The 25,604-nt window shown below is 40.4% G+C and carries 13 protein-coding genes and 1 pseudogene; 6 read left to right on the forward strand and 8 right to left on the reverse strand.

Going from position 1 to position 25,604, the window contains the following annotated elements; translation table 11 throughout:
- Positions 1–188: 188 nt before the first annotated feature.
- On the forward strand, positions 189–656 hold the full coding sequence (locus tag K8P02_RS20105) for a CYTH domain-containing protein (protein ID WP_025867090.1): 468 nt from the start codon (positions 189–191) through the stop codon (positions 654–656).
- Between the two features lie 50 nt (positions 657–706).
- On the forward strand, positions 707–2,002 hold the full coding sequence (locus tag K8P02_RS20110; RefSeq protein WP_025867089.1) for an MgtC/SapB family protein: 1,296 nt from the start codon (positions 707–709) through the stop codon (positions 2,000–2,002).
- Positions 2,003–2,183: 181 nt separating this feature from the next.
- On the opposite strand, the gene K8P02_RS20115 is transcribed toward K8P02_RS20110, so the two are convergent.
- The 5 genes from K8P02_RS20115 to K8P02_RS20135 form a co-directional block, all read right to left on the reverse strand.
- The gene (locus K8P02_RS20115; RefSeq protein WP_025867088.1) at positions 2,184–3,176 is read right to left on the reverse strand and encodes a DUF5689 domain-containing protein; all 993 of its coding nucleotides are present in this window, start codon (positions 3,174–3,176) and stop codon (positions 2,184–2,186) included.
- A 28-nt stretch (positions 3,177–3,204) separates the two neighbouring features.
- Positions 3,205–5,949 carry a carboxypeptidase regulatory-like domain-containing protein gene (locus K8P02_RS20120; RefSeq protein ID WP_195348727.1) on the reverse strand — a complete coding sequence of 915 codons (2,745 nt, stop codon included), beginning with the start codon at positions 5,947–5,949 and terminating at the stop codon, positions 3,205–3,207.
- A 15-nt stretch (positions 5,950–5,964) separates the two neighbouring features.
- Positions 5,965–6,999 carry an endonuclease/exonuclease/phosphatase family protein gene (locus K8P02_RS20125; protein ID WP_007483535.1) on the reverse strand — a complete coding sequence of 345 codons (1,035 nt, stop codon included), beginning with the start codon at positions 6,997–6,999 and terminating at the stop codon, positions 5,965–5,967.
- 11 nt (positions 7,000–7,010) lie between these two features.
- The gene (locus tag K8P02_RS20130) at positions 7,011–8,204 is read right to left on the reverse strand and encodes a DNA/RNA non-specific endonuclease (protein ID WP_025867087.1); all 1,194 of its coding nucleotides are present in this window, start codon (positions 8,202–8,204) and stop codon (positions 7,011–7,013) included.
- A gap of 89 nt (positions 8,205–8,293) precedes the next feature.
- A complete protein-coding gene (locus tag K8P02_RS20135; RefSeq protein WP_025867086.1) occupies positions 8,294–10,735 on the reverse strand; it encodes a DUF5689 domain-containing protein in 2,442 nt (813 codons plus the stop codon).
- A gap of 1,086 nt (positions 10,736–11,821) precedes the next feature.
- Between K8P02_RS20135 and K8P02_RS20140 the strand changes: the two genes are divergently transcribed.
- The gene (locus K8P02_RS20140) at positions 11,822–14,365 is read left to right on the forward strand and encodes an outer membrane beta-barrel family protein (RefSeq protein WP_025867085.1); all 2,544 of its coding nucleotides are present in this window, start codon (positions 11,822–11,824) and stop codon (positions 14,363–14,365) included.
- A gap of 82 nt (positions 14,366–14,447) precedes the next feature.
- On the opposite strand, the gene K8P02_RS20145 is transcribed toward K8P02_RS20140, so the two are convergent.
- Complete coding sequence (locus K8P02_RS20145; RefSeq protein ID WP_002558849.1) at positions 14,448–14,873, reverse strand: hypothetical protein; 426 nt, start codon at positions 14,871–14,873, stop codon at positions 14,448–14,450.
- Between the two features lie 233 nt (positions 14,874–15,106).
- Between K8P02_RS20145 and K8P02_RS20150 the strand changes: the two genes are divergently transcribed.
- The 3 genes from K8P02_RS20150 to K8P02_RS20160 all read left to right on the forward strand — a co-directional run bounded on the left by K8P02_RS20150 (position 15,107) and on the right by K8P02_RS20160 (position 21,189).
- Positions 15,107–18,685 carry an ATP-binding protein gene (locus K8P02_RS20150; protein WP_155921430.1) on the forward strand — a complete coding sequence of 1,193 codons (3,579 nt, stop codon included), beginning with the start codon at positions 15,107–15,109 and terminating at the stop codon, positions 18,683–18,685.
- Between the two features lie 360 nt (positions 18,686–19,045).
- A complete protein-coding gene (locus tag K8P02_RS20155; RefSeq protein ID WP_122201087.1) occupies positions 19,046–19,555 on the forward strand; it encodes an acyltransferase in 510 nt (169 codons plus the stop codon).
- Between the two features lie 17 nt (positions 19,556–19,572).
- Complete coding sequence (locus K8P02_RS20160; protein ID WP_122201086.1) at positions 19,573–21,189, forward strand: hypothetical protein; 1,617 nt, start codon at positions 19,573–19,575, stop codon at positions 21,187–21,189.
- 243 nt (positions 21,190–21,432) lie between these two features.
- Here the strand turns inward: K8P02_RS20160 and K8P02_RS20165 are convergent, their stop codons facing one another.
- Both K8P02_RS20165 and K8P02_RS20170 read right to left on the reverse strand, forming a co-directional pair.
- The gene (locus K8P02_RS20165; protein ID WP_025867079.1) at positions 21,433–22,791 is read right to left on the reverse strand and encodes a glucoamylase family protein; all 1,359 of its coding nucleotides are present in this window, start codon (positions 22,789–22,791) and stop codon (positions 21,433–21,435) included.
- A 162-nt stretch (positions 22,792–22,953) separates the two neighbouring features.
- Positions 22,954–25,308: pseudogene (locus tag K8P02_RS20170) on the reverse strand (glycoside hydrolase family 3 N-terminal domain-containing protein); the annotation flags it as partial.
- Positions 25,309–25,604: the final 296 nt, after the last annotated feature.

The following is a 25,604-nucleotide window of genomic DNA, read 5'->3' on the forward strand; positions in this document are numbered from 1 at the left end:
GTATTTTATCTAAAAAAAAGAATATCTCTGACTTTTGTTACCATTTTAAATTGGAAAATACCGAAAAGATAGTTGCGATTTTGACAAATAACTTTTAGATACAATTATAACCTTACCACCTTACCGTTCTATCACTTTATCACCCTATAACTCTATCACCTTATAACTTTTATTTCTATCTTTGCAGCATGGCACAGGAGATAGAACGTAAGTTTCTCGTTATCGGAGATTTTAAATCACAGGCTTTTGAGCAAAGTCGTATTGTACAGGGGTATATAAGCAGTGCCCGTGGACGGACGGTGCGTGTACGAATTCGTAACGGTAGAGGGTATCTCACTATCAAGGGAGCCTCTAATGAATCCGGAACCAGCCGCTATGAATGGGAGAAAGAGCTGTCTTTGCATGAGGCAGAAGAACTAATGAAACTTTGTGAACCGGGGGTAATTGATAAAACCCGCTATTTGGTTCGTAGTGGTGAACATATTTTTGAAGTCGATGAGTTTTATGGTGAAAACGAAGGACTTATTGTTGCAGAGGTGGAACTCAATGCTGAAGATGAGGCTTTTGTGAAACCTTCTTTTATCGGACAGGAAGTAACAGGAGATGTTCGTTACTATAATTCACAGTTGATGAAGAAACCATACACAACCTGGTAACGCTAACAAAATAATCTGTATATTTGTTCTTATTATTAAAAGGACACTGTATGGAGCAATTATATAACTATCTTCCGCGTGAACTGGTCACTTTTATTCTGGTGACTTTGTTTTCTCTTCTTATCGGTCTTTCCCAACGTAAAATCAGTCTGAAACGAGAAGGAGAGACGACTCTTTTCGGTACTGACCGTACCTTTACCTTTATTGGTATATTGGGATATTTACTCTACATTCTTGATAAGGCAGATATGCGTTTGTTTATGGGAGGAGGTTTGATACTGGGTATCTTGCTTGGTTTGAATTACTATGTTAAGCAATCTCAGTTCCACGTATTTGGTGTGACCACCATCATAATTGCTTTGATCACTTATTGCATTGCTCCGATAGTCGATACGCAGCCTTCGTGGTTTTATGTTATGGTTGTTGTTACCGTATTATTACTGACGGAATTGAAGCATACTTTCACCGAATTCGCCCAGCGTATGAAGAACGATGAAATGATTACCCTTGCCAAGTTTCTGGCTATTAGTGGTATCATTTTGCCCATGTTGCCTGATGAGAATATTATCCCGGATATCAACCTGACTCCTTATTCCATATGGCTGGCTACTGTGGTCGTTTCCGGCATTTCATATCTGTCTTATTTGCTGAAACGTTATGTGTTTCGTGAGTCCGGTGTGTTGGTTTCCGGCATTGTAGGGGGGCTTTATAGTAGTACTGCCACTATCTCTGTTTTAGCGCGTAAAAGTCGTAATATACATTCCGGTCAGGCAACAGAATATGTTGCTGCTATGTTGCTGGCAGTTAGTATGATGTTTTTGCGGTTTATGATACTGATCTCTATTTTCAGTCGTGAGATATTTCTGGATATTTATCCTTATCTCCTTATCATGGCATTGACTGCGGCAGCTGTTGCATGGTTTATTCATTCGCGAAGGAAGAAAACAGATGTCACTGAAAATGTGGATGAGGATGAAGACGGTAGCAATCCGCTGGAGTTTAAAGTAGCATTGATTTTCGCTGTGCTGTTTGTTGTGTTTACCGTTCTTACGCACTATACGTTGATTTATGCAGGCACGGGAGGGTTAAACCTTCTGTCGTTTGTTTCGGGTTTTAGTGATATTACTCCTTTTATTCTGAACTTATTGCAAAGTACAGGTACTGTCGCTGCGTTGGTGATCACAGCTTGTAGTATGCAGGCTATTGTGAGCAATATTATGGTTAATATGTGCTACGCATTGTTCTTTGCCGGGAAAGGGAGTAAGCTGCGTCCCTGGATATTGGGAGGATTCGGTTGTGTGATAGCGGTAAATGCGGTGGTATTATTAATATTCTATTTCTTGTAACCGATTGATCTTTTTATAATAAGAAAGTCCGGATGAAGCTTTTAACATCATCCGGACTCTTTTTATGATGGCTTTGAATAGGTTTCACCACAGAGTCACACAGAGTTTTGTCGAGTTTTTTATTGTAAATCAGATAAATAGTACTCTGTGGAACTCGGTGTTACTCTGTGGTGAGTTCGATTCAAAATTTAATATCATTCATACTATTAACCAATAACTGATATTTAATGTAATTACCCTTTTTGGCTGAATATTTTGTATAGATTGCTGTGATATCCCCTTTTTGACCATTTTGGGGTAACGGTTGAAGTGCGAAGTTGGCATAACCGCTTACGCGTACAATGTAGTTACCCGATGAGGTCGAAGTTCCTCCAAAAGAGAACCAGGATGAACCGTAATAACGTTGATTATTGTAGCTATAAGCATAAGTGGGTGTCAAGCCTTCACTCTCATAGAATTTATTGGTATAAACAGCCTCTGTTTGTCCTCCCGGATAGGTAACCTCCAGAAACTGAGGATATGTATCACCATCAAAAGTGCCGGCTTTATACTCCAAACCTTCAAAACGTACTAAACGTCCTAAAGCATCATCCGTAAGTTCTTTTTTGTAATTGGTTGCATTAACCACCAGTGTGTCTGCAGCAGTTAATTCTCCCAAGGCTCCTGGGAAAATGTGTGCGTTGACCAGAAGCTGTGTTTCCAGGTTACGGTTTGCATAACCCTTGGCAATGTCAGTAGCAGTAGGCATTCCTCCTACGCTTAACATATAGCGATAACTACCAATGGCCAATCCTTTGGTTTTTACAAAAATCTCTTGTCCCGGATGATAGAACACATAGTTACTAACCATCAGTTTGAGTTCGATGGCCGATTCGGATTCTTCATCGTAAATATATACTGATTTGTAAACGTTACCAGCCTGATCACTTGAGATTACTTTTCCATGTATTACATAATCTTCTGTTATTTCAAGCGTTTTGGCCAGACTTGTTTCACCACTACCATATACATCATAGAACAGTTGTTTGAAATCCTTGATAGAAATAATCTTCTCATTAGAAAAATCCTCTTTCGTCCATACTTTTGCAGGAGCAGGATCGTCAAAGTCATTGTAGCAGCCAGTGAAACTCAACACGACTGCTGCAATCATACATATTTTTACTATTTTGTTCATAGCTTTCATTTTTTATTCGTTACGTCATTTAGAAGCGGAAATAAATATTCATATAATAGGTCGTACCGAACATATAGAAATATTTCGAGTCGAACGGTTGATAAGTCTGATAGTTCTCATCTTTGTTCTTGAGCAAACGAATCTGTTCGTATCCACCGGTCTTAATATCTTGGTTGTTGAGCAGATTCTTTACTTCCAGGCTGAATCCAAGTGTGTACGCACGGTTAATGTACCAGTTCTTACCTACACTTGCATTGAATACACAAGCTGAATTGAATTTCTCCTGATGGCGCAACTCACGGATATCTTCTGCTGACATGTTACGTGATAATACAGCGTCTGTACGGTAGAGAGGACTCATAGACAGATACATATTATTATAGTAGTTCATATCAACGGAAGCATAAATATTATTACGGCTACGATAAGACAAACCAATATTCATTGCTGTCTGAGGGGTACTTTCTACACGGAAATTTTTCCAGTAAACTTTACCTTCATTTTTAATTTCTCCACTGTTATCCTGAATCTGTACATAATCGGGGTTAGAGTCGTAAGTAAACTGTCCCCAGCTTATAGCACCGTTCAGAGCCAATCCGGCATACAGAGGTATGGATGCGGCAACTTCCAGACCAAAGTGCTGCTTATCAATACCGCTCATGGCAAAGTTGGAGAAAGTAGATTCTACATCGTCATAGTAGGAAATAACCTTCGACTGATCCATGAATTTGGTATAATAGCCTGATACGCGTGCTTTAAAATCACCCCAACGGAAGTTGTAAGATGCATCTACACCAAATACTTTTTCTGCCGAGATACCCGGAGTAACTGAATTACGTGTACGGGGAGATACGAATGCCGACTGGAATGCCGGAGCATCCTGCATATAAATAATGCTGGCCTCAATGGAGTGAGCTGCCGAAAATTTATAATTGAAGTTGGCTTTCAGCTTATAAGTCAGATAGTTCAGCTTTTTAGAGTCACCCTGTGAATCATTTGGGAACAATCCTTTTTTCCATAAACCATGACGCCACAAAGTAGAATGCCCGATTTCACCGCCAAGATTTATACCAAGGCCTTTGAAGTTCGTTTCATACATTGCCCAGGCACGTGCAGTGAGGTTGTTTCCGTAATAGTCATAACTGTATTTATCACCTTCTTTGGCAGCGCGTGCATGTCCATATTTCTCATAGTAATCCATATCGTTCTGATAAGGAATAGGATTGAGACCACCCATGTCGCGTTCTGCAAACTTATCCACATCTACCCAGTAATCACCGCCTAACAAATCTTTTACTTCGCTGTAATATTCGGTACGGTTACGGCGTAAGTTCACTCCCCCATTAATTTTAGAGCTATTACGGAGAATGTGGGAAAACTGTGTGTAGAAATTCCAGTCCAACTGATCGGTATGGCGTTCTTCAATCATGTTGATGGCACGACGTCCGGAACCATACAATGAATTTTCCGGCTGGTTGCGGTTGATGTCATACAATTGGTCCCAATTGATGTGACGGATATTGTCTGTATTGGCACGCCATGCTTCATCGAGCCATGCACCTATTTCCGTACCATTATAAAAGCTTGGCAGATAACGGTAGTAGTCGGGGCGTGGGTCCGGACCGCCGTACCAGGTTAATGCAGAATAACCATTCTGGCCAAATCGCAGTGAACTGGCAACGTTTAATTGCGAACGATCATTAATATCAAATGTGTAATTAAGCATTGCAATGGGTTCGTGATAATTACGTACGCGTGCATTGCGGCGTTTACCATCCTGCCATCCCCAGTTTGGGTTGTAGTAATTGTTTCCTACCAAGTCATAGGCTTCCTGAGTGGATGCTTGTTGTGCTCCACGTTCTGTAGGAGCACCTAAGATGGTTAATCCAAGACGATGCTGAGGATTAAATTGTTTCTCAATAGAAGCAAAGTATCCGAAAGCATTGTAGTAAACACCGTCCACATAAGAATTACCTCCCTGACGGGTTGATACGGAGAAGGCATAGGACCAGCCATTGTCCTGTTGACCGGATGAATAGGTCACCATTCCGCGAAAACGGTACATGGAGTTACCATTTACTACACTTGCGCGCAAGCCTTTACGCATCTGTGAAGGGCGGGTATTGATATTAGTTGTACCGGCAATACCACCGATTCCCATATCCCCCATATTCAGTCCGGAAGTTATCTCCTGGTTACGTGTTGCGTCATTCAGACCGCTCCACAATGACCATGGAGTATATCCTGTCATTGCATCATTGAGCTGAATTCCGTTCATGTAAACGTCTGAATATTGAGAGTCATAACCACGGACGTTGAATCGCATTTCACTGAATTTATAAGATGCAATGTTGTTGAAGACATCTTTTGATGCAGACAATGACGAAGGCAATGATTGTGCATCTTCAAGTGTTTCGGTATCGAACTCTGTAAAGATGGCATCATCCATCATCGGAGTAACGTTATCAGGAACCATCACCACATTATTGATATCTCTTATCATCTTGTCTACACGAACAGCGATGGTGAGTGATTCGAACTCTGCAGCTTCAAAGGTAAGAGAGTATTCACCTTTTGCTAAATTTTCAATCTCAAAATTACCTGTAGCATCGGTCTTTGTCGTCACGTCTCCCGGTGTCAAGGTGACCTTTACACCGTCAATAGCCGCACGTGTAGTACGGGAAACGACCTTACCCTTGATACCACCATACTGCGCATAAGCGGTTAGTGATAACAGAGATAATACCATAATTAGGAATGTTTTTATTCTCATAAATATTAAAGATTTTTATTTACCTATATAGATATATACGGGGAAGTGGTCACTATAACCACCCTGGAAATTATTGCCTACATATGTGCGCAATGGATATCCTTTAAACTGTCCCTCTTTTTGTATCATATAACTTTGTTTGAAAATATTGCCATAGAATTTAGAACCGGGAGCCTTTTGAAGCTTAAGTTTGCCGGTAGAACCTGTGGCAAGATTTTCTGTTACTACGATATTATCGAAGATATTCCATGCATCACCATAAGCCAGTGTTCCATATCCTGCTTTAAGCATATCGGCATAAGGATCATAGAGGTCTCCTTCTTTGAGGTCTTTTAATTTGAATTTTGCTCCCAACCCTTGTGCAATACTCTTGTCTGTAGGATCATCATTAAAGTCGCCCATTGCTATCACTTTTGTGGCCGGATTAGCTCTCAATACTGAGTCTGCAATGCTACGCATCTGTTCTCCTACCGCGATCCGTTTGAATTCGGAAGCTTCTTTGCCTCCCAGACGCGACGGCCAGTGCGCTACCATAAAGAAGAACGGTTCATCTTCGATGGTTCCCCACATGGTGAGAATATCACGTGTCTTGAAGTTGGGCAACGAAGGAATGACTGTTTTCACCGGATATTGTCCTTCTATTTTAAATACGTCAGGACGATACAGGAATGCTACGTCCACTCCACGTGCTTCGGGAGAATCGAAGTGTGCGATTCGGTAATTACCCGGAGCAAGTTTAGGAGTAGCGATAATATCCTCTAATACGCCACGGGTTTCTACTTCTGAAACACCAATTACAACCGGATAATTTTTATCAATGGCAGCGATGTCAAAAAGCACCCGTTCGATATTACTGAGCTTCTTGTTATATTTGGTTGTATTCCATTTTTTAGGTCCTTCGGGAGTAAACTCGTCATCCAGAACTTCAGGATCGTTGATCGTGTCAAAGAAATTCTCGATGTTGTAGAAAACTACTTTATAAGGCTTCTGTGCGAAACTGAACGAGATCAGTAACACAAAGAAAATTGAAGGAATTAATAGTTTTTTCATACGTCAGAATATTAGTTGATTCCCCATTGTGTAGGGTTGTTTTGTTGTTTTACAGTTGCTGATACTTGTGGGAAAAACGTGAAACCTGTTTTTGCTTCAATATCTGCTACTGATGTACAAATAGACCGGGGAGGTTCAATATTACCATAAGGTTTCTGTTCCACCCAGAATCCGATAGAGATAAGTTCACTGTCCGAACAATCCTTGATAGCCTTACCTGTCGAACCACTTTTGGTGCGCAACAGAACTTTATAGTAGTTCGTTGGAAGTGATACTACATTGCCGGCTCCGTCAAATGTGGTTGCATTGGAATTAAAAATGGCACCGGTTACTACATATAAAGTATCGGAGCATTTGTTTCCACGGACCCTGGCTTCGAGCTTTGCCCACATCTTTTGATTCAGTTCATCTAATTGTGGAGTCATATTCGACATATAGAAAGTTTGAGCATTCAATTCATCAGTAGCCAAACGATCTGCCGATGGTAATTGGTGTCCACGATCATAGGATCCTCTGTATGATTTATCTACGCAGTTTGCTTGGTAAGCAATAGGAATGATGGGATCAAAAGCCCATGCGTCTGTACGTTTGACATTTCCTAAATAGGCATTATGTATTGGATATGCTACCCATAATGCAGCTTTCTTTATCTTATCGAAACAGATAGAGTAATTACGAACTTTTTTATTGTTGCTTAGTGGACCGTAATGTGTGACGTATTGATAATTCGCATTCTCCTTAGGTGCCGGCAGTTCTGCCCAAGCTCCGAATGGCGGTAAGTTTTGTTGCGATTCGGCAAGTTGTATCAAGGTGAAAGTCTGTGCTTCTCCTCCCGCAAAGCGGAAAGAGATTTTGGCTTCACGTTGCTCTTTTCCGGTATTGCTTTTGTAGTATACATATAGTACATTAAGTCCACTGTTTACTACACCGCTCTTGGTAGAATTCGTATAGTCTTTACTACTGAATGCACACCAGGTATTTCCTTCGACAACGTCTGCGTCCCACTCAATGCCTGTTGTTCCTGTTATGATGATTGCCGAAGAACCCTCGGACGAACTTACTGTCGAAGATATTTTCCAGTAAGCAACATTCGGCTCTTGTGATACTTCCGGATCATCACTGCCACAGGCTCCTGCACACAGCATTAATACTGTGAGTAAGGTGGTGTGTATTACAGCTGTATAATATTTATGAATTGATGTCATTTAAATTTCTATTTTCCTTTTTTAGACAAGTTACTCTTGACTGGGAATCAACCAAGAGTAGCTTGAATAATTATTTAAATACAACTTTATTACTCTTTCTTAAAAAAGAACACTCCGACTTTCGTTTGAGTCTCTGTTTTATAAGAACGGAGATAGTTGGAATTTGCAGAGGCTGTCATTAAATAGGTTGCATTGTTTGATGCCACGACACCTGTCCCATTATTCTTGTTGGCAAATACCCATTCGGCTCCGTCTGTTGTGTCTTTGAAATAGAGTCTCCGGTTGGTGGCATTTACTGAATTGTATAAGTATTTATCGCCAACCTTAATGTAATAGGTATTGGCTTTTCCGGAAACCGCTATAAGTTCAACTTCTGTTGTTGCAAGTTCTGATTCACTCTTAGGAGTCAGTTGATTATCTGTATATTGGTATGAAACCGTAACGAGATCACTGTTTGATTTAGCTTCGGCATCTTTGGAAGAAATTGCTCCTGTCCACATTTGATAAGTATATGGGGTCAGATCTACGTTGTCATTGTTCTTTTCCGCATATCCCGCCATCAAATAGCTTCCGGCGCTAAGGCTTTCTAATGTGGATATTAAGGTATATCCGTCACCACCTCCTATCGGAGCTACCTTTACAGGAACGGTAAATGTATTTCCGTTAGTGAGCGAAATCAGTAAAGTTTGGTTGACTGCTGTCTCACTGTTATTTGCTTCGGCAGTAACTGTAATTTGCGAACCATTTACGGTTGCAGATAAAATACCGCTCAAACCATCAGCCGAGAGTGTATTACTACCTTGGTTTCTGATTTCGACTTCCAGGATTTGTGTTCCACCGGTTGTTGGGAAATTAACAGAAGCGGGTGTTACCTTTACAATTGTAGGATCATTGGAATTGAAACCTACAACATCTTGCAAAGTACGTGGCACAAGCTGGCTGTTGTTTCTATAAACTGCTGCCAGGCCGGTGATGTCGCTTTCTGTCTTCACAAACGGTTGGTTGGCAAATGCCGGGGCATCTTCTTTACAGAATACAGCGAATGTAAAGCCTCCTGCTGTGAAAGTGTGAGTGTCTGCACTTCCCCATATTCCTGCATTTTCGGGAGTTGCATTCTTTATGGTAACCGTCATACCTTGATATTCCGCAAGTTTGTCTGCAGTAATGATAATCGGGGTGATTGTTGCTTTACCGGTGAGTTTTTCAACCTTAGCCCAATTGTCATCTTTAGAACCGGTTACTTCGTACATACCATTATAATTAACTGTTTTGGCAAGACCTTTATAGAGAGTAACTTTTACTTTATCTCCTTGGGTAAGTTGCAGTGCAGCAGGATCAACCTGACTTCCAAATAGTGTAATGCCATTGCCTGCAGTAGTTGCTCCTTCTGTTGCGAGAACGAGGTTGTTAACTGTATAGTTTCCTCCTTCAGTGTTACTTTGTACAATAGCTTCGAATGTACGATCGAAAGTAGCATCTACTGGAGTTTGCGTTGTAGTCATCATTCCGATAAGTTCAGGAATGGTAATTGGTTTTGTTTCTGCCGGTTCCGGTGGAGTAACATTTCCTAAATCTATTTCTTGTCCACCATTACCTGTGGATAGTGTAATATCATCAAGGCGGAAAGCAGATGCTGCTAAAGCAGTGAACTTGATGTATAATTTTGCAGAAGCTTGTTTTAACGTAAAGTTTGATGTTGCAAAAATCCAGTAAGGAGATTTTTCATCACCATTATTCTTTGTATAATTTACAGGAACCCAGTTCGTTCCATCGGCACTTAACGATAATATGAATTTGGACGGGTCAAAAGTGTTATCATATTCAGTAGCTCCTTCCGGTTTGTAGGAATAGCTGGCACCAAATGTGAGTCTTAAATTGGTTTGCTCTGCGTTTAGAGTAATATTATTTATTTGGAAGTCAGCAGGTAATGTTCCAAAGAATACAACATTGGGGCCTGAAGCACCTTCATATGCATTGGCATTGGATAAACCGGATGCACGCACTGTTGCTTTTTGTCCTGAATAAGTGACGTCGGCAACACCCATACCCGTTTTAGTCCATCCTTGATAAGCATCTACATAAGTAGGAGGATCTGTGATAGTTGTTGTACCGACAGTTTCGTGATAGATAACTTCCACAGGCGCAATATTGCCACTTTTGATCTTCACTGTTTCTGTCATCAATGGACCTACTTTATTTGAAATCTGGATTTCAACGCTTGCCTCATCTGTGATATTTTCCGGGATACTAACTTGAATCGTTGCAGAACCATCTCCTTCAGTTGCAGAAAGAGTTACCCAGGATTTGTCATCTTTTACGGTTGCTGTCCAATGGCGATTGGTCGAAATCTCAAAAGATGATTGGCTGCCTTCGGCAGGAGTACCGTCTGTAGTAAAAATCAGATTTGTTGGAGAGACTTCCAGATAAGGAGCCTCGGTGTCGTCATTATCGTCAACACAACTCACAAAGGCCGTTGTGGCAATTAAGAGCATTGTTCCAAAAAACAACTTCAGAAAATTTAGATTCTTCATTGATGTTTAATAAATAAAAGTTAATATTGTAGGCGTTTTTAATTTGAATTTTCGCCGTAAAGCAAACAAAGATATATTATTGAGCTGAATAAACAAAGCTTAGCTATCTTATTTTATATTACATTTTGGTTAAATTTTTGCCATTAACCGCGGAAAAGCTTACATGAATATGTCAAATTGATAGCTGTTTACCTCCTTTAATTACTTTCATTTTTAAATTAAATAACAAATTACAGTTTTAATTGTTTAGAAAAACTTTAAAAACACTTATTGCTTTAATTTTACTTGACCTATATTGATTTTATTTATTGTTCTCAGGAGTCTGTATATATTTGATAAAAAACTTACAATGCTCAGTTGGAGTTTTCATCCCAGATTGATAATATATAAGTAATACTAATACGGAAACTGATTAATGATTGTTATTATTTGAGAATTTGAAAAAGAATTAATGTGTGAGAATGTATATTATTTGCTAATGAAAAAATGCAACAAAGATTCTTTCTCTTAAACAATTGATAATCAATGGAGTGAAAAAACATGTTTTTTCTCTACGAGAAACGAGTCGAAACTCTACGAGAAACAGCTCGAAACTCTACGGAGATCGGGGCGATTCTCTATGGCAAATAGATCGGATGTTTGTAATGTTTTACATTGGCAGCTTCGGGTTGGGAGAGAATTTTCTTTTTGTGTAATTAAAGAGTACTACTGAGGTGAAGCGAATTTTTTAAAGTTCAATTTAACTATATAAGATTGTACACTTTTGTATGTCAAGAGTGTACAATCTTGATATGCAAAAGTGTACATTCTTACATGATAAAAGTGTACATTCTTGTAGTTGTTGATTATCAGTGTTTTATGGCAAGTTTTTTAATCGAATCTTCTGATTTACTTTATAAGTTCCGGTTTCTTGTATATCAGTTATTTTCTAAAGATGTATTCTTTGATATCTTTTCGGCTCTCTTTTTACTTTCTTAACTCCGAATGTTTCGTAAGAGGGAATAAACTACCTATTTTTGTCGCAACACTGTAAATAAAGACTATGACATCTGTCTTAGTAAACTATAAATTAGAACCGACAATAACATGAAAAGCAAGTTACTACCATTATTGATGCTCTTTATTGTATCAAATGCAGTCTATGCACAAAACACGACATCTCCTTCTTATACACTAAAAGGTGTACTTCTTGACTCTTTAACTCTGGAAGGTGAACCTTATGCTACCATTAGGATTGTGAAAAAATTGCAGCCGGATAATGCAGTGAAGATGGCAGTTACCGATATGCAGGGAAAGTTTCAGGAAAAGATTAATGCTGCGCCGGGTATCCATACGATTACAATTACCTCTATAGGAAAAAGTACTGTGATTAAAGATTTTGAGGTGAAAGTGAATGAGAAGATTATTGATTTAGGCACTTTGTACACTTCGGAAGCCACCAATGAACTGGGGGGCGTTGAGATCGTTGCACAGAAACCGTTGGTAAAAGCTGATATAGATAAAATAGAGTATAATGTGCAGGATGATCCGGACTCTAAAACCAATACAGTACTGGAAATGCTTCGTAAAGTACCTTTGGTGACGGTGGATGGCGAGGATAACATTAAAGTGAATGGTAGTAGCAGCTTTAAGATTCATGTGAATGGGAAACCGGATAACATGATGAGTGACAACCCCGTGGATGTTCTTAAAAGTATGCCGGCCAATACAATTAAACATATTGAAGTAATAACAAATCCCGGTGCTAAATATGATGCTGAAGGAGTAGGTGGTATTCTTAATATCGTGACGATAGGAGGGAGTGGATTTAAGGGCTATACGGCTACTTTTACAGCTAATGTAGCCAATACAGGTGGTGGCGGTGGTTTGTATGCTACGGTTAAGAAAGAGAAGTTAACAGTTTCCGGGCGTTATAATTATAACGCAAACAATCAGCCGCGTAACTTTTCGAACTCTGTGCAATATCAGAGCCAGGCAGAGGGAGGTGAAGCTGTGATAGAGGCAAATGGTTCCAGCAAAAATAAAAATCGGTTTCAGAACGGCAATGTTGAAGCCAGTTATGAAATTGATACATTGAGACTTATTACAATGGGCTTTGGCATGTATGGCGGTAATAATGACGGTACAGGTTTTGAAGAAAAAGTGATGAGAAATGCCAATCCGTTACTTTCAGACCCTCCTTATTATTCGTATAGGAGTGATAATGAAAGTGATGGTTCGTGGTATTCTATCCGTGGTAATGTAGATTATCAGCGTATATCGAGTAAAGTGAAAGAGCGCATGTTTACTTTTTCATATAAGGTAAGTACACGGCCCAATACTTCTAACTCAAAATTCGGTTATACAATTAATCATGTAGAACCCGACTGGCAGGAATATGCAAATACGATGCTTGCCGGTCAGCGTTCCGACGGGAAGCAGAGCAGTTCGGAGCATACTTTCCAGGCAGATTATACGACGCCTATAGCCAAAATACATACACTTGAAACAGGTGTGAAATATATCATTCGTAATAATAAGAGTGATAATAACCGTTATGACGGAAACGGTGTGTATGATATGGGACGTAGTAGCCATTATAAACACATGAACGATATTCTGGCTGCATATGTTGGTTATGGTATTAAAGTGAAGAAGTTCTCGGGTAAGGCTGGTTTGCGCTATGAACGGACTATGCAGGATGTGAAATACACCGAAAAGCCGGAAGAAGACTTTGATGTTAATTTCAACGACCTGGTGCCGTCGGCAAGTTTTGGTTTTAAGATTACAGAAATGTCGAATATCCGTGTTGGGTACAATATGCGTATCTGGCGTCCTAATATCCGCTTCTTGAATCCATATCTGAATGATTCAAATCCCTCTTATATCAGTCAGGGAAATCCTTCGTTAGAGAGCGAAAAGAGTCACTCTTTCAATCTTAGCTACAGTAATTTTACACAAAAGTTTAATATTAATATGTCTCTTAACTATTCATTCAATAATAATGGTATAGAGCAGATTACGACATTGAGAAACGAAAATGATATTCCGGGACTGAAAGAATCTGCAGGACACGAAGTTACCGGTAAAGAGGTACTTTATTCTACTTATCAGAATTCGGGGCAGAATAGTAGTCTTGGCTTGAGTGGTTATGTCAATTGGAATGCCTCACCTAAAACCCGTGTTTATGTAAATCTTTGGGGCGATTACTCCCGGATGAAGAGTCCTTCTCAGGGATTGGAAAACAGTGGCTGGAATTTATTTACATATGGTGGTATACAGCAAACACTTCCTTTGGATATCCGTCTGAGTCTGAATGTGATGGGAGGTACTCCTTATGTCTCATTGCAAGGTAAAGGCAGTGGTTATTATGATTATAACATTGGTGTGAATCGTTCTTTTCTTAACGAGAAACGTTTGACAGTGAGTGTTTTTGCCAGCAATTTCTTAAAGAAATATATGAAGAATGAGAATACAGTGAATGGTGATAATTTCCGGCAGGAGAGTAATTACCGATATTCCCGCCAGCGCTTCGGTGTGAGTGTAAGCTATCGGATTGGTGAGCTGAAAGCCAGTGTGAAAAAAGCTGCGCGTACCATTGAGAATGATGACGTAAAAGGTGGTGATGGCGGCCAAGGTGGAGCAAATTGAATAACAGAAAAGCCTGCATTTTTTCGAAAAATGCAGGCTTTTCTGTTTACGCTACAATCCTTCTGATAGAATCAGGTAATAATTACATATCCTGACTCATCTTATTTTGTGGAATGCACGGAGCGTGACTCTGTTCTTCTTTCTGTATATTTATTTTTTTTGCCATTTCAAATTTTACTTTCAACTCCGTCTTTTCTTCTATCAATCGTTCGATTTTTAAATCCTTTTCCCGTAGATATTGAATTAATTCCGCTAATGATGGACTGTTCTCTGTTTTCGTAGTTGTTTTTTGCTTGATCATCTCTCCTTTTCCGGTTATTAACCATTCTGCATCGACCCAAGTAAATGTTTGAAGTATCTTGGCCAAAATATCAAATCCAGGCTTATTTCTCCTTTGTACAACTATTCCTCTAATTGTCTGATCTACAACGCCTATCTTTTTTGCAAAAGAAGAAACATTCAGATCTGAGTAGTTTATTATTTCTTGTAATCTATCAATTATATCCATACTATATTAAAAAAAATAATCAATTAATTGTTTTGTTATATCAAATAAATGTTTGATATTTGCGCCGTAATAGGGCTATGCTACGGCTAAATTACTAAAAAAACGGCATTGATAATACATGTCGTCCAACTTTTAAATGATTGATGAGTAGCAGTTTGGGAAGAATTTACACAATAGCGACATATACGAAACTTAGTGTTTAATAATATATTATTAATGTAATTTTTTAACTTATGAGAAAAAAGTTTGTAACTGTGGCGCTCTTAGGAACGCTGATTTTTACATCTACGAATTTCGTTGGATGCAAGGATTACGACGATGACATCAATAAGCTGCAAGAACAGGTTGATGCGCTGAAGTCTATTTCTATTTCAGATTTAGCATCTCAATTGCAATCACTGAAGGATGCCAATGGCAATCTGAGTGTCGCAAATGCTAAGATGGAAGCTGCTATTGCTGAGATTAAGACCAACATTGAAGCATTGAAAGAAGCAGATAAGACTCTCACCAGTCTGGTGAACGGAAAGGTGGATCAGGCTACTTATCAGGCAGCTATTAAAGAGCTGAATGAGAAATGTACTGATTTGGCTAATAAAGTAGCTGCTTTGGCTTCTTTGGAAACTGCCGTTAATGATTTGAAGGCAAACAAGGTTGACAAGTCGGTGATTGACGAGTTGAAAAAGACGATAGAGAAATTGCAGAGCCAAGATTCGGATTTTGCTACCAGAATCAGTAAACTGGAAAATACGGTTGAGAGTCTGAATACTGTGTTGGCAGGTAAGGCTGACCAAACTACAGTTGCTGCATTGTCAACAGCTATCGACGAGTTAAAGAAAAGTGTTGCTGGGGTTGATACAAAAATAGCAGCTGCACTTGATCCGATTCAGAAAAGCATAACTAAATTGCAGGAAGATCTTGCAAAGAAAGCTGATGCAGCTACCGTAGCCGCTGATATCGAGAAGGTGAAGTCGGAAATGACAGCTGTTACCGATGCTCTTAAAACAGAAACTGCTGCTAATCTGGCTGCTGTGAAAGCTGAATTGGTTGGTAGAATTACTGCTTTGGAAACAGCAAAAGGACAGATGGATGTTCAGATCGGTAAACTGGAAACAGATATTACTGCATTGAAAGAGCGTATTACTAAATTGGAAAATCAACCGGCTACAGATCTTAATGCTGTAAAGGCTGATATTGCAGCTAATAAGACAGCAATTGACGGCGCTTTGAGTACCATTGGTAGTATTCAGGGAACCATTACCGGCATTGAGGATAGACTTGATGGGCTTGGAACAGAAGTAGGAGCTGTAAAGAAATACATTGATGAAGCCAATTCTACATTGAGCACTGCTATTATTTCACAAATTACCAGTGATATAGCAGCTGCCGTAAGTAGTTTGCAGAGTGAATATGCACAGGCAGATGCTGAGCTTGCTACACGTATTGAGACATTAGAAGGACTTGATACATTTGATAAAACAGATTACGATGCGTTAAAGTCCAGTCTCAATTCTTTGAAGGAGACTGTAGGTGATGAGAAATCTGGTTTGGTTAAGGATTTAAAAGATCTTGAGTTGAAAGTAAGTAATTTGATTACAGATGCACTTGCAGCGAAAGGTGAGGGAACTATTGATGCAGCTATTGCTAAGCAGATTCAGAATACGCTGGAGAACAGTGCTGTTATCAAAACTGCTATTGAGGCTGCAATTTCTGATGTAACAGGTAAAGTTGATAAGATAGACCAGGAGTTGAATTCTGTATTGGAACGTATCCAAAGTATTGTATTTGTTCCTCAGTATAAAGATAACAGTGGTAATGCTATCGTTCCTGTTTATAAAATAGACAATAAAAACGGTACAGTAGAGATGAAATTCCGTATTTCACCGATTGATAAAGTTGCAGAATTAGTAAAATTGGGAACTGCTAATCCTGGAATATTCTCATTCTACAAAGAAGATGCACTTCAATCAAGAGCTACAAGTGAGAATGCATTGGTTGCTACGGAGGTTAAAGCCGGAACAGATGCAGGTACAATTGTTATTAAGGCAGAGGTTAGCAATAATTTGGCTGCTACCAGTTCTACAAGTTATTATCCGGTTGCATTAAAACTTTCTACATCGAAAGAGTATGGCACAGCAGAAACTCCAGATACCAAACCGATAAATGACATTACTACTGAATATTTCAATGTATCTGTGAAAGATATTACATCACAGGTATATTCTCTTGCTGCAAATCAAACCATATTGTATACTGATGTTGCAGAAAAAGCAGTTAACTCATTAACTGTAAACGTAGACTATGGTGTTGGTAGTTTGACATTGGCTCAATGTGGATTTACACAAAATTTAGTAATATATGCAGTAAAATGTAGTGGTACTTGGGTTAAAGTCGGATCTTTGTCGCAAGCTAATAAAGATGAAATTAAAGGTAAGGGATTTGAAGTAGTAGGTAATACTGCTGTGAAATTGATTAGTCCAATTGATATCAACAGAGTGGATAATGAACTGGAAGTTCAATTGGCTGATAATGATATCTTTGGTACTACTGGATCATCGGCACCTGAAAAGACATTCGATGTAACTTATAAAATTGTTAAGAACGATGTTGGTGCTACTATCGATTATAGTGCTATTACTAAAGCCGCTCTTCAAAGTGGTTCTGATACTTATTTCGATGTAAATGCTCAAGGTGAGTTTGTTTGGAAGAATACTTCTTCGGATGGAGCTCAAACATTTATAATCAAAGCAGAGAAAGCTTCTAAGTTTACTAATAATCTTATTGATGGTGCTACTGCTGCAGAAATATTGGCTGCAATTGAGGGTACATTACCAGCAAATATTGAGCATAAGATAGGTGCTGATGACGCTGGAATTACTGAACCTACATTCACGTTCGATGTTGCTGGTGATAAGATCATAGTTGCTTTACCTGCAAATGCAGAGCGTAAGACTTATGCAATGAGTACAATCTATAACACTGGTCTCTACGGTAAGATTGTATTGAAAGCTACTTTGAAACTTGCTTATCCTACTGCTAAGCAATTGTGGAGCCATAATCAAGAGCGCTGGACAACTGATGGAGATTATTTTGTGAACTATACACCTGATGTAAGTGGTGCTCCTTATTATATTGAACATGATCTCAAGACCGGTTACGTTTATTCACCAGTTTACGCTTCTGGTGTTTCATATACTTATGAATTAGTTCCTAACGGTGTATCAGTACTTCCTGCTGGTATATCAATAGTTAGTGGTAGCAACGGTAATAGTGTTCTTAAATTTACAAGAAATGTGGATTTGAGTAAATTCAGAGTTAAGTTTACAGCTATAATTGGAACACATGTAGCTCAGACTGAAACATTTGATGTTACAATGACTTATCCGATTACAGATAAGATTGCTATTCCTACTACATCTTTGGAATATGGAAAAGCCGGTATTGAATCACATGCAGGACTGCCTATTTTCAAAGGCGTTAATTTGGTAGATAGATTTAATACCCCTGTCATAAAAGATGGTAAGATTGTTACTTCTCCTGCTTGGGGTACTGCTTATGGTTTGACTGGCGGAACTAATAGTGGAAATGAGTATGTTTTGACAGATGGTGTCCGTTACGTCATCAAGAAAGCTGTACTTGAAAATGGTGACGCTATGGCACTCTCAAGTTTTGAGATTGCTAACGACGGTAAATTCCATTTGAAAGAAAACAACTTGGCTAAAAAAGTAACGGTTACTGTTCAAATTAAAGTGACTTATACTTATGGTACTGTATTAAGTGATGAGTTTGCTATTACTTTGGAACCGACATTATAATATAGGCGTTCTCTGACAATTTAATATTGCGGTCTTATCAATAGAGAGACTTCCCCGTTGAAGTCTCTCTATTTGATCAACCAGAAATTTAATGATGATTATTCATCTGAAGATCGTCAGAAAACGATAGAATTATATGAGTTCAGTAATAATAAATATATGATATATTGTTTGTTTCTGAAATTACTTCTTGCGATAAGCCGTAATTTCAACAATCAGGCTGCTATATTTCATCTCTACCAGATGGCCTGATTGTATTTAGGCAAAAGGGTACTTCCTGTTCATCCCGGAAGTACCCTTTTATATTCATAGATGATAATGAAATAGTGTATTATAATAAAATATTTAATATTGATAAATATGATATCCAATGAAGCAAAAATTGACCCTACTGTCTTGATAGGTGAAAATACTTTTGTTGAAGAGTATACTATAATTTCTTCCGACGTGAAGATTGGCGAGGAATGTAAAATCCATCGTCATATTTTTATTGATAAGGGGGTAAAAATAGGTAATCGAGTTAAAATTCAAGATAATGTGATGATACCTTTTGGCGTGACCATTGATGATGGGGTTTTTATCGGTCCTTCTGTCTCTTTTACGAATGATAAATATCCCCGTTCGATAAACGAAGATGGAACTTTAAAGAAAAGTTCCGATTGGAGTGTGGGTGAAAGTTATATTGGCTATGGAGCATCCATTGGCGCGAATGCGACGATTGTATGTGGAGTTACCATCGGCAGATGGGCGATGATAGGTGCAGGAGCGGTAATTACGAGAGATGTTCCCGAATATGCTTTGGTTGTGGGAAACCCGGGGCGGATTGTCGGGAGAGTTGATAAAAACGGGTATCCCGTGAAAACAAAATAGAATAATAAAAAAATAGTATGGCAAAACAGAATGTGACATTATATAATATAATGATAGGAACGTGCAGTGACTTGGACGCTATCGGACTTGATACGCGGATAGTTAATGCCGTTATGCAATGGAACCAGGCAAATCAGAAGGGGTGTGTATGCTTAATGCCTCGGCATTGGAAAATAAGCTCAGCCCCTTCGTCTGGAAAGAAGCCTCAAGAAATTATCAACGAACAGATTACTAATCAATGTGATGCTTTAGTTGTTTTTTTATGGACACGGGTTGGCAAAGGAGTTGAAGAGGAAATCCAAAGATATATGGATGCGGATAAGCCTGTTTTACTCTATTTCTATGAGGGCGAAGTTGCTTTTGAGCATATGAATAATACTAAAATGAGTGGAATTAAAAGGTTTAAGAAAAAATATGCCGATAAAATGTTGTTCTCTCCTAAAGCTATACATTCTCCAGAAGAAATTGAAGGCAAGTTGTTGATGGGACTGAATTTCTGCTTAGATAGGTTGAAAAACAATAATCTGCGCTCTATTGACGAAGGACTGAAACGAGAGTTTACAGTCAATGACAGCGAGGAGGTGTCTGTAGTGGATTTTACTTTTTCCCAATATGAAAGTCGTAACTTTACCGTTGCGAATAGTAACCGGACTTTTGTTTGGGAGGTTCCCGAAGCATACGTCCAGCCGTTGACTGACAAGCTATTCCTTCAGAATGATAATCCTGTGGCTGCTCAGAGGGCTTATTCGAAGGTTAAGACATCCGATCCGGAAATGACGGCGAAGTTGTATACTTTCCTTCATGAAAATTTCGGTAATCTGGATATCGATTCGCTTTTGAAAGATTGCGCCCGGAAAGCGGCTGAGTTCTTTCTGGCAAAAGATGGTACGAACAATTTTAATGGGTCGGTTCTTGGAGTGTATCATATGAGCCGGAACCGGACTGTTGTGGGGGAATTTCCAATAATCAGCCTTAAACTGTATACGTCCGATTACTTTACTTTCAGGTTTATGAGCATATTGTATCAGGAACTAAGGAGGTACAATTCCAGAGTGTTTGTTGTCAGGACGCCCGAAGATGTGAATCGGCTCGTTCCTTTTTTTAATTCGATAGGTATCGGGGGGTTTGTTTGTTTCAATAGGGGCGAGGGTATGGAATTTCTGTTTTCTTGTAGGGGAAAGGGTATTGCTTGCGAAGGACAATGGCATTTCACGTACGACGAAACTTTTTCTTTGATGGACCAGTCCAGACTGGAGAAAGTATGGACGTTTGATTACAACAGGTGTCTGATGCGGGGATTAAGAGAGGAAATTGGAGTAGATACAGGTAGTTCTGCATTAATAAATAATTCAATTAATGGCTTCACTGATATTATGGTCATTGCAAACGGAGAACGGTTTGAATTTGAAATATGCGGATATGTTTATATAGGGTTTAGTGAAACTTATACCTATCAGGAGCTTATAGAGAAATATAAAATAGCTCCTGATGCGAATTGGGAATCAAGCGCAATGGTTCCTGTCAATATCAGTGACATAGAACGATTTATCGGAAGCAGGAACATGACTCCGGAAAGCAGGGTGTTGATAAAGCGTTTAAAATCAAGAATCAAGGTAGGAAGCTTGTCGTTTTAACGAGAACTTTACTTTATCCGAATTATTTTCTTTGTATAATATAAGTTTTACAGGTAGATGAATAATTGTAAAAGTATCCCTGTTCTCTTCTCAAAAAGAAGAGAACAGGGATACCCTTGTTATTGATGCAAATCAGTAGTTGGATATTTAATTCAAATCTGATTAATAATGAATCAGTTTACCATAGAACACAGAAATTGATTCAAAACTGATGAACGAAGTAACGGCTATACCTTTTCTTTTTTAAGCCGGCTTGTTGAATCCTAACTTTTTCAATCCAGCCTGAACATCCGGATGACTCATGAAAAGTTTCCATAATAATCCGGTCCGGTAGTTTTCAATCATTACTGCTATTGGTCCTTGATCTATAGCGAGATAACGCTGTGGGTACCAGTTGTCAGTTTCGCTGAATGCATCATAAAAACCGTAAGGGCCAAACACTTTGTCTCCCATGTTATAAAGATGTTGCATCACCTGCAAAGAATACTCCGGTGTATATACAATGGATGACAGGGCAGCAGTAGGAGAGATGACTCCTAAGTCTTCCCGTTCATTGGGGGAGTGGGCAGCATAACCATTTACCGAATAACTGGCGGTTAGCCCCCAACAGTCCGGACCAAATCCTTTGTAGTGCTTTGGATTGCGGATGCAGTAAGCGCGGTTGACAAGCGTGAGGTTACGCATTTCATTGAAATAACTTGGGCAGTACTCGTCTTTCAGTCCGACAGGATCAAGCCCCAGGAAGGAGTATTGCGCCCAGAAGAGCGGTCCGGCTTCGGTTCCCTGATAGCGCAGATGAAGGTCGATACCCTCTACTTTGTGCGGAGATACAATGGCTCCGTTCTGTGCCCATCCTTCGTGATATACAGCGGCAGGAACACCGTGAGTGGGTGATGCTGCGGCAAGTATATACATAATGAGACATTCGTTATAGCCATGAACGGGGAAGTCCATGTCCCAACCATATTCCGGACTCCAGTGCCAATAGAGCACGTTCTGTCCTCCTTTGCGGTACCAGTTCCAGTCTACCTCCCGCCAGAGTTTATCAATTCTTTGTGCCAAGGCTTTTTCCTGTGGAGTTCCGTCTATATAATACTGGTGTACTGCAAGTAACCCTTGCATGAGGAATGCTGTTTCTACCAGATCTCCGCCATTGTCTTTTTGTCCGAAGGGTTTCACCTTTCCTGTTTCACCCTGCCACCAGTGCGGATAGGCACCTTTGAAGCGGTCGGCACGTTCAAGGAAGGAAACTATTTTCTCCATACGTGCCAATCCGTCTGTACGTGAAACGTAGCCACGGTCTATACCTGCCAGGATGGCCATAATACCAAAACCACTACCGCCGGAAGTAACAACGTCCGGTCCACCGGCGGGATACTTACCGTCCATGTGGATACGTTCGGGAGCAAGACCACTGTTGGGCTCGGCTCCCTCCCAGAAATAGAGAAAGGTACGTCGCTGAACTGTGTCCAGCAATGCGTCTGTAGTCAGACTGTCGGTGAGAGAAGCGTCTTTCTTATCACCTGATTTTTTATTGTTCTGACACGCCCCTGTTGCCAGTAAGAGGCAACAGAGGAGTGTATAAAAAGAGATATGTTTCATGTCTTTGTTAATTGAAAATTGAAAGTTGCTGTGCAGCGTGAAACCTTGTTTAGTTGACAGTTGACAGTTGACAATTGACAGTTGCTGCGCTGTATACTGGCTGCGCAATCATGCTGCATAGCAACTGTCAATTGTCAACTGTCAACTGTCAATTAAACGAATGCTCGCCGTTTGTACATCTCTGCTATTAGGCCCTATCATTATACTGAAGTCTCCGGGTTCTACCACATATTGCAGGTCGTAGTTATAGAACTTCAGCATTTCGGGTGCTATCTTGAAAGTAACAGTGCGTGTCTGGCCGGGCTGGAGATAGATTCTTTCGAATCCTTTCAACTCTTTTACCGGGCGGGTCGTACTACCCACAAGATCACGGATGTAGAGCTGTACAACTTCTCCGCCGGGGAATGCTCCGGTATTGGTAACGTTTACAGAAGCTGTCAGAACTCCCTGCATATTCATACTGGTCTGGCTCAGACTGATATCACTGTATGCAAAGGTGGTATAAGAGAGTCCGAAACCAAATGGATAAAGCGGTTCGTTCGTTACATCAAGGTAATTACTGCGAAATTTCTCGAACCATTTACCGTCGTGTAAGGGACGTCCTGTATTTTTGTGAGCATAGTACAAAGGTATTTGTCCTACGTTTTGCGGGAAGCTCATGGTTAGTTTGCCACTGGGGTTAACGCGACCAAACAGTACATCACCAATTGCATAAGCAGCTTCGCTTCCACCAAACCATACATTGAGGATGGCAGGTACGTTGGCTTGTTCCCAGTTCAGAACCAGCGGACGGCCTGTGAACAGTACTAATACGACCGGCTTACCGGTAGCGACCAATGCTTTCAATAACGTTTGTTGTACATCCGGCAGATCCAGATTGGTACGGCTACTGCTCTCGCCACTCATTTCAGAAGATTCTCCCAAAGCGGCTACAATAACGTCTGCTTTGTTGACCGTTGCTATTGCTTCTTTTAGCAGTTCGGCATCCGTACGGTTGTCACGGTTTAAAGAACGGCCAAACATGGTAGCGCGTTCTTCGTAAGCGGCATCACTGATCAGATTGCTACCCTTGGCATATAGTAGATTGATGTTAGCTCCATTTTCCATCAGAGGAATATACCACGGTTCATTCGGCTGGTTGAGCGGCATTTCGTCCATTCGGCCTACCATTTCGCGGAGTCCTTCAATGAGTGACGGTGAACGGTCCAGAACGGCTGCTACACTCCATGTGCCCGGCATATTAGCCCGGGTATCTGCCAATGGGCCGATAACGGCAATTGTTCCGGTTGCTTTCAGGGGGAGGGTCTGATTGTCATTTTTCAAGAGCACAAAGCTTTCTGAGGCAATGCGGCGGGCGGCATCCCGGTGTGAGCGGGTGAATATATCGCGTGCCGGACGTTTCGGATCACAATATTTATACGGATCATCAAATAATCCCAGTTTATATTTGGCTTCCAAGATACGACGACAGGCGGTGTTTAGGGTCATCATAGAAACCTTCCCTTCCTGAATCGACTTTTTCAGTGTACTGACAAAACCGTCACTCACCATATCCATGTCTACTCCGGCATTGATGGCACGGGCTGAAACGGTTTGGAGATCACCGATACCATGATCGATCATTTCGGAAATTCCGGTATAGTCAGTTACTACAAATCCACCGAATCCCCACTGACCGCGAAGAACATCTGTCATTAACCACTTATTGGCTGTGGCGGGTACTCCGTCTACTTCATTGAACGAAGCCATCACACTGCCTACTCCTGCTTCAATGGCGGCTTCAAAGGGAGGGAAGTATTCGTTGTACATCCGTTGGCGGCTCATATCAACCGTGTTGTAATCCCGTCCGCCTTCTCCTGCTCCATAAAGTGCAAAGTGCTTGACGCAAGCCATAATTTCATCATTACGTTTGAGCTGGCTTGACGGCTCTTTTCCCTGATATCCGTTCACCATGGCCCGGGCAATGAGTGAGCCGAGGAACGGGTCTTCGCCGGAACCTTCGGATACCCGTCCCCAACGCGGGTCACGGCTGATGTCCACCATAGGGCTGAAAGTCCATGAGATACCGTCTGCACTTGCTTCGACAGCAGCGATACGGGCCGATTCTTCGATGGCCTTCATATCCCACGTACATGATAAGCCCAGTGGGATGGGGAAGATTGTTTCGTATCCATGAATGACATCCATGCCGAATAACAGAGGAATACCGAGTCGGGAATTCTCTACGGCAAGTTTCTGTACGTCGCGGATTTTTTCTACTCCTTTCAGGTTGAAGAGTCCGCCTACTTCACCCCGTTTTATTTTCCCGGCGATGTCGCTGCTCTTGGCCTGTCCGGTGGTGATGTCACCGGTCACGGGAAGGTTGAGCTGGCCGATCTTTTCATCCACAGTCATCTTCTTCATCAATGCATCGATGAAACGATTCATGTCTTGTGGAGACTTTTGTGCCTGAACACTGATTGTACCACTCAGGACAATTGCAAACAGAATACTTAGTTTCTTAATTACTTTACTCATATTTGTTTTTATTTATAATTGATTTGAACTGACAGGCTGATAATATCTTCTTTTATCCTATCCGGATATCACTGTATATGGCATAGCAGTGTTGATATTTATAACTGTTTTTAGCGTCGCCATATATGACATGCTGATGTACCCTTCAGTGACATCGTGATGTCACCACCCATGACATCGTGATGTCACCACCAGTAACATCAGGGATGTCACCACCAGTAACATCAGGGATGTCACCACCCATGACATCGGGATGTCATTGAAGGTGACATCAGCATGTCACTAAAGCTACCTTA

Origin of the sequence: Bacteroides nordii (assembly GCF_019930665.1) — a bacterium.
Taxonomy (GTDB): domain Bacteria; phylum Bacteroidota; class Bacteroidia; order Bacteroidales; family Bacteroidaceae; genus Bacteroides; species Bacteroides nordii.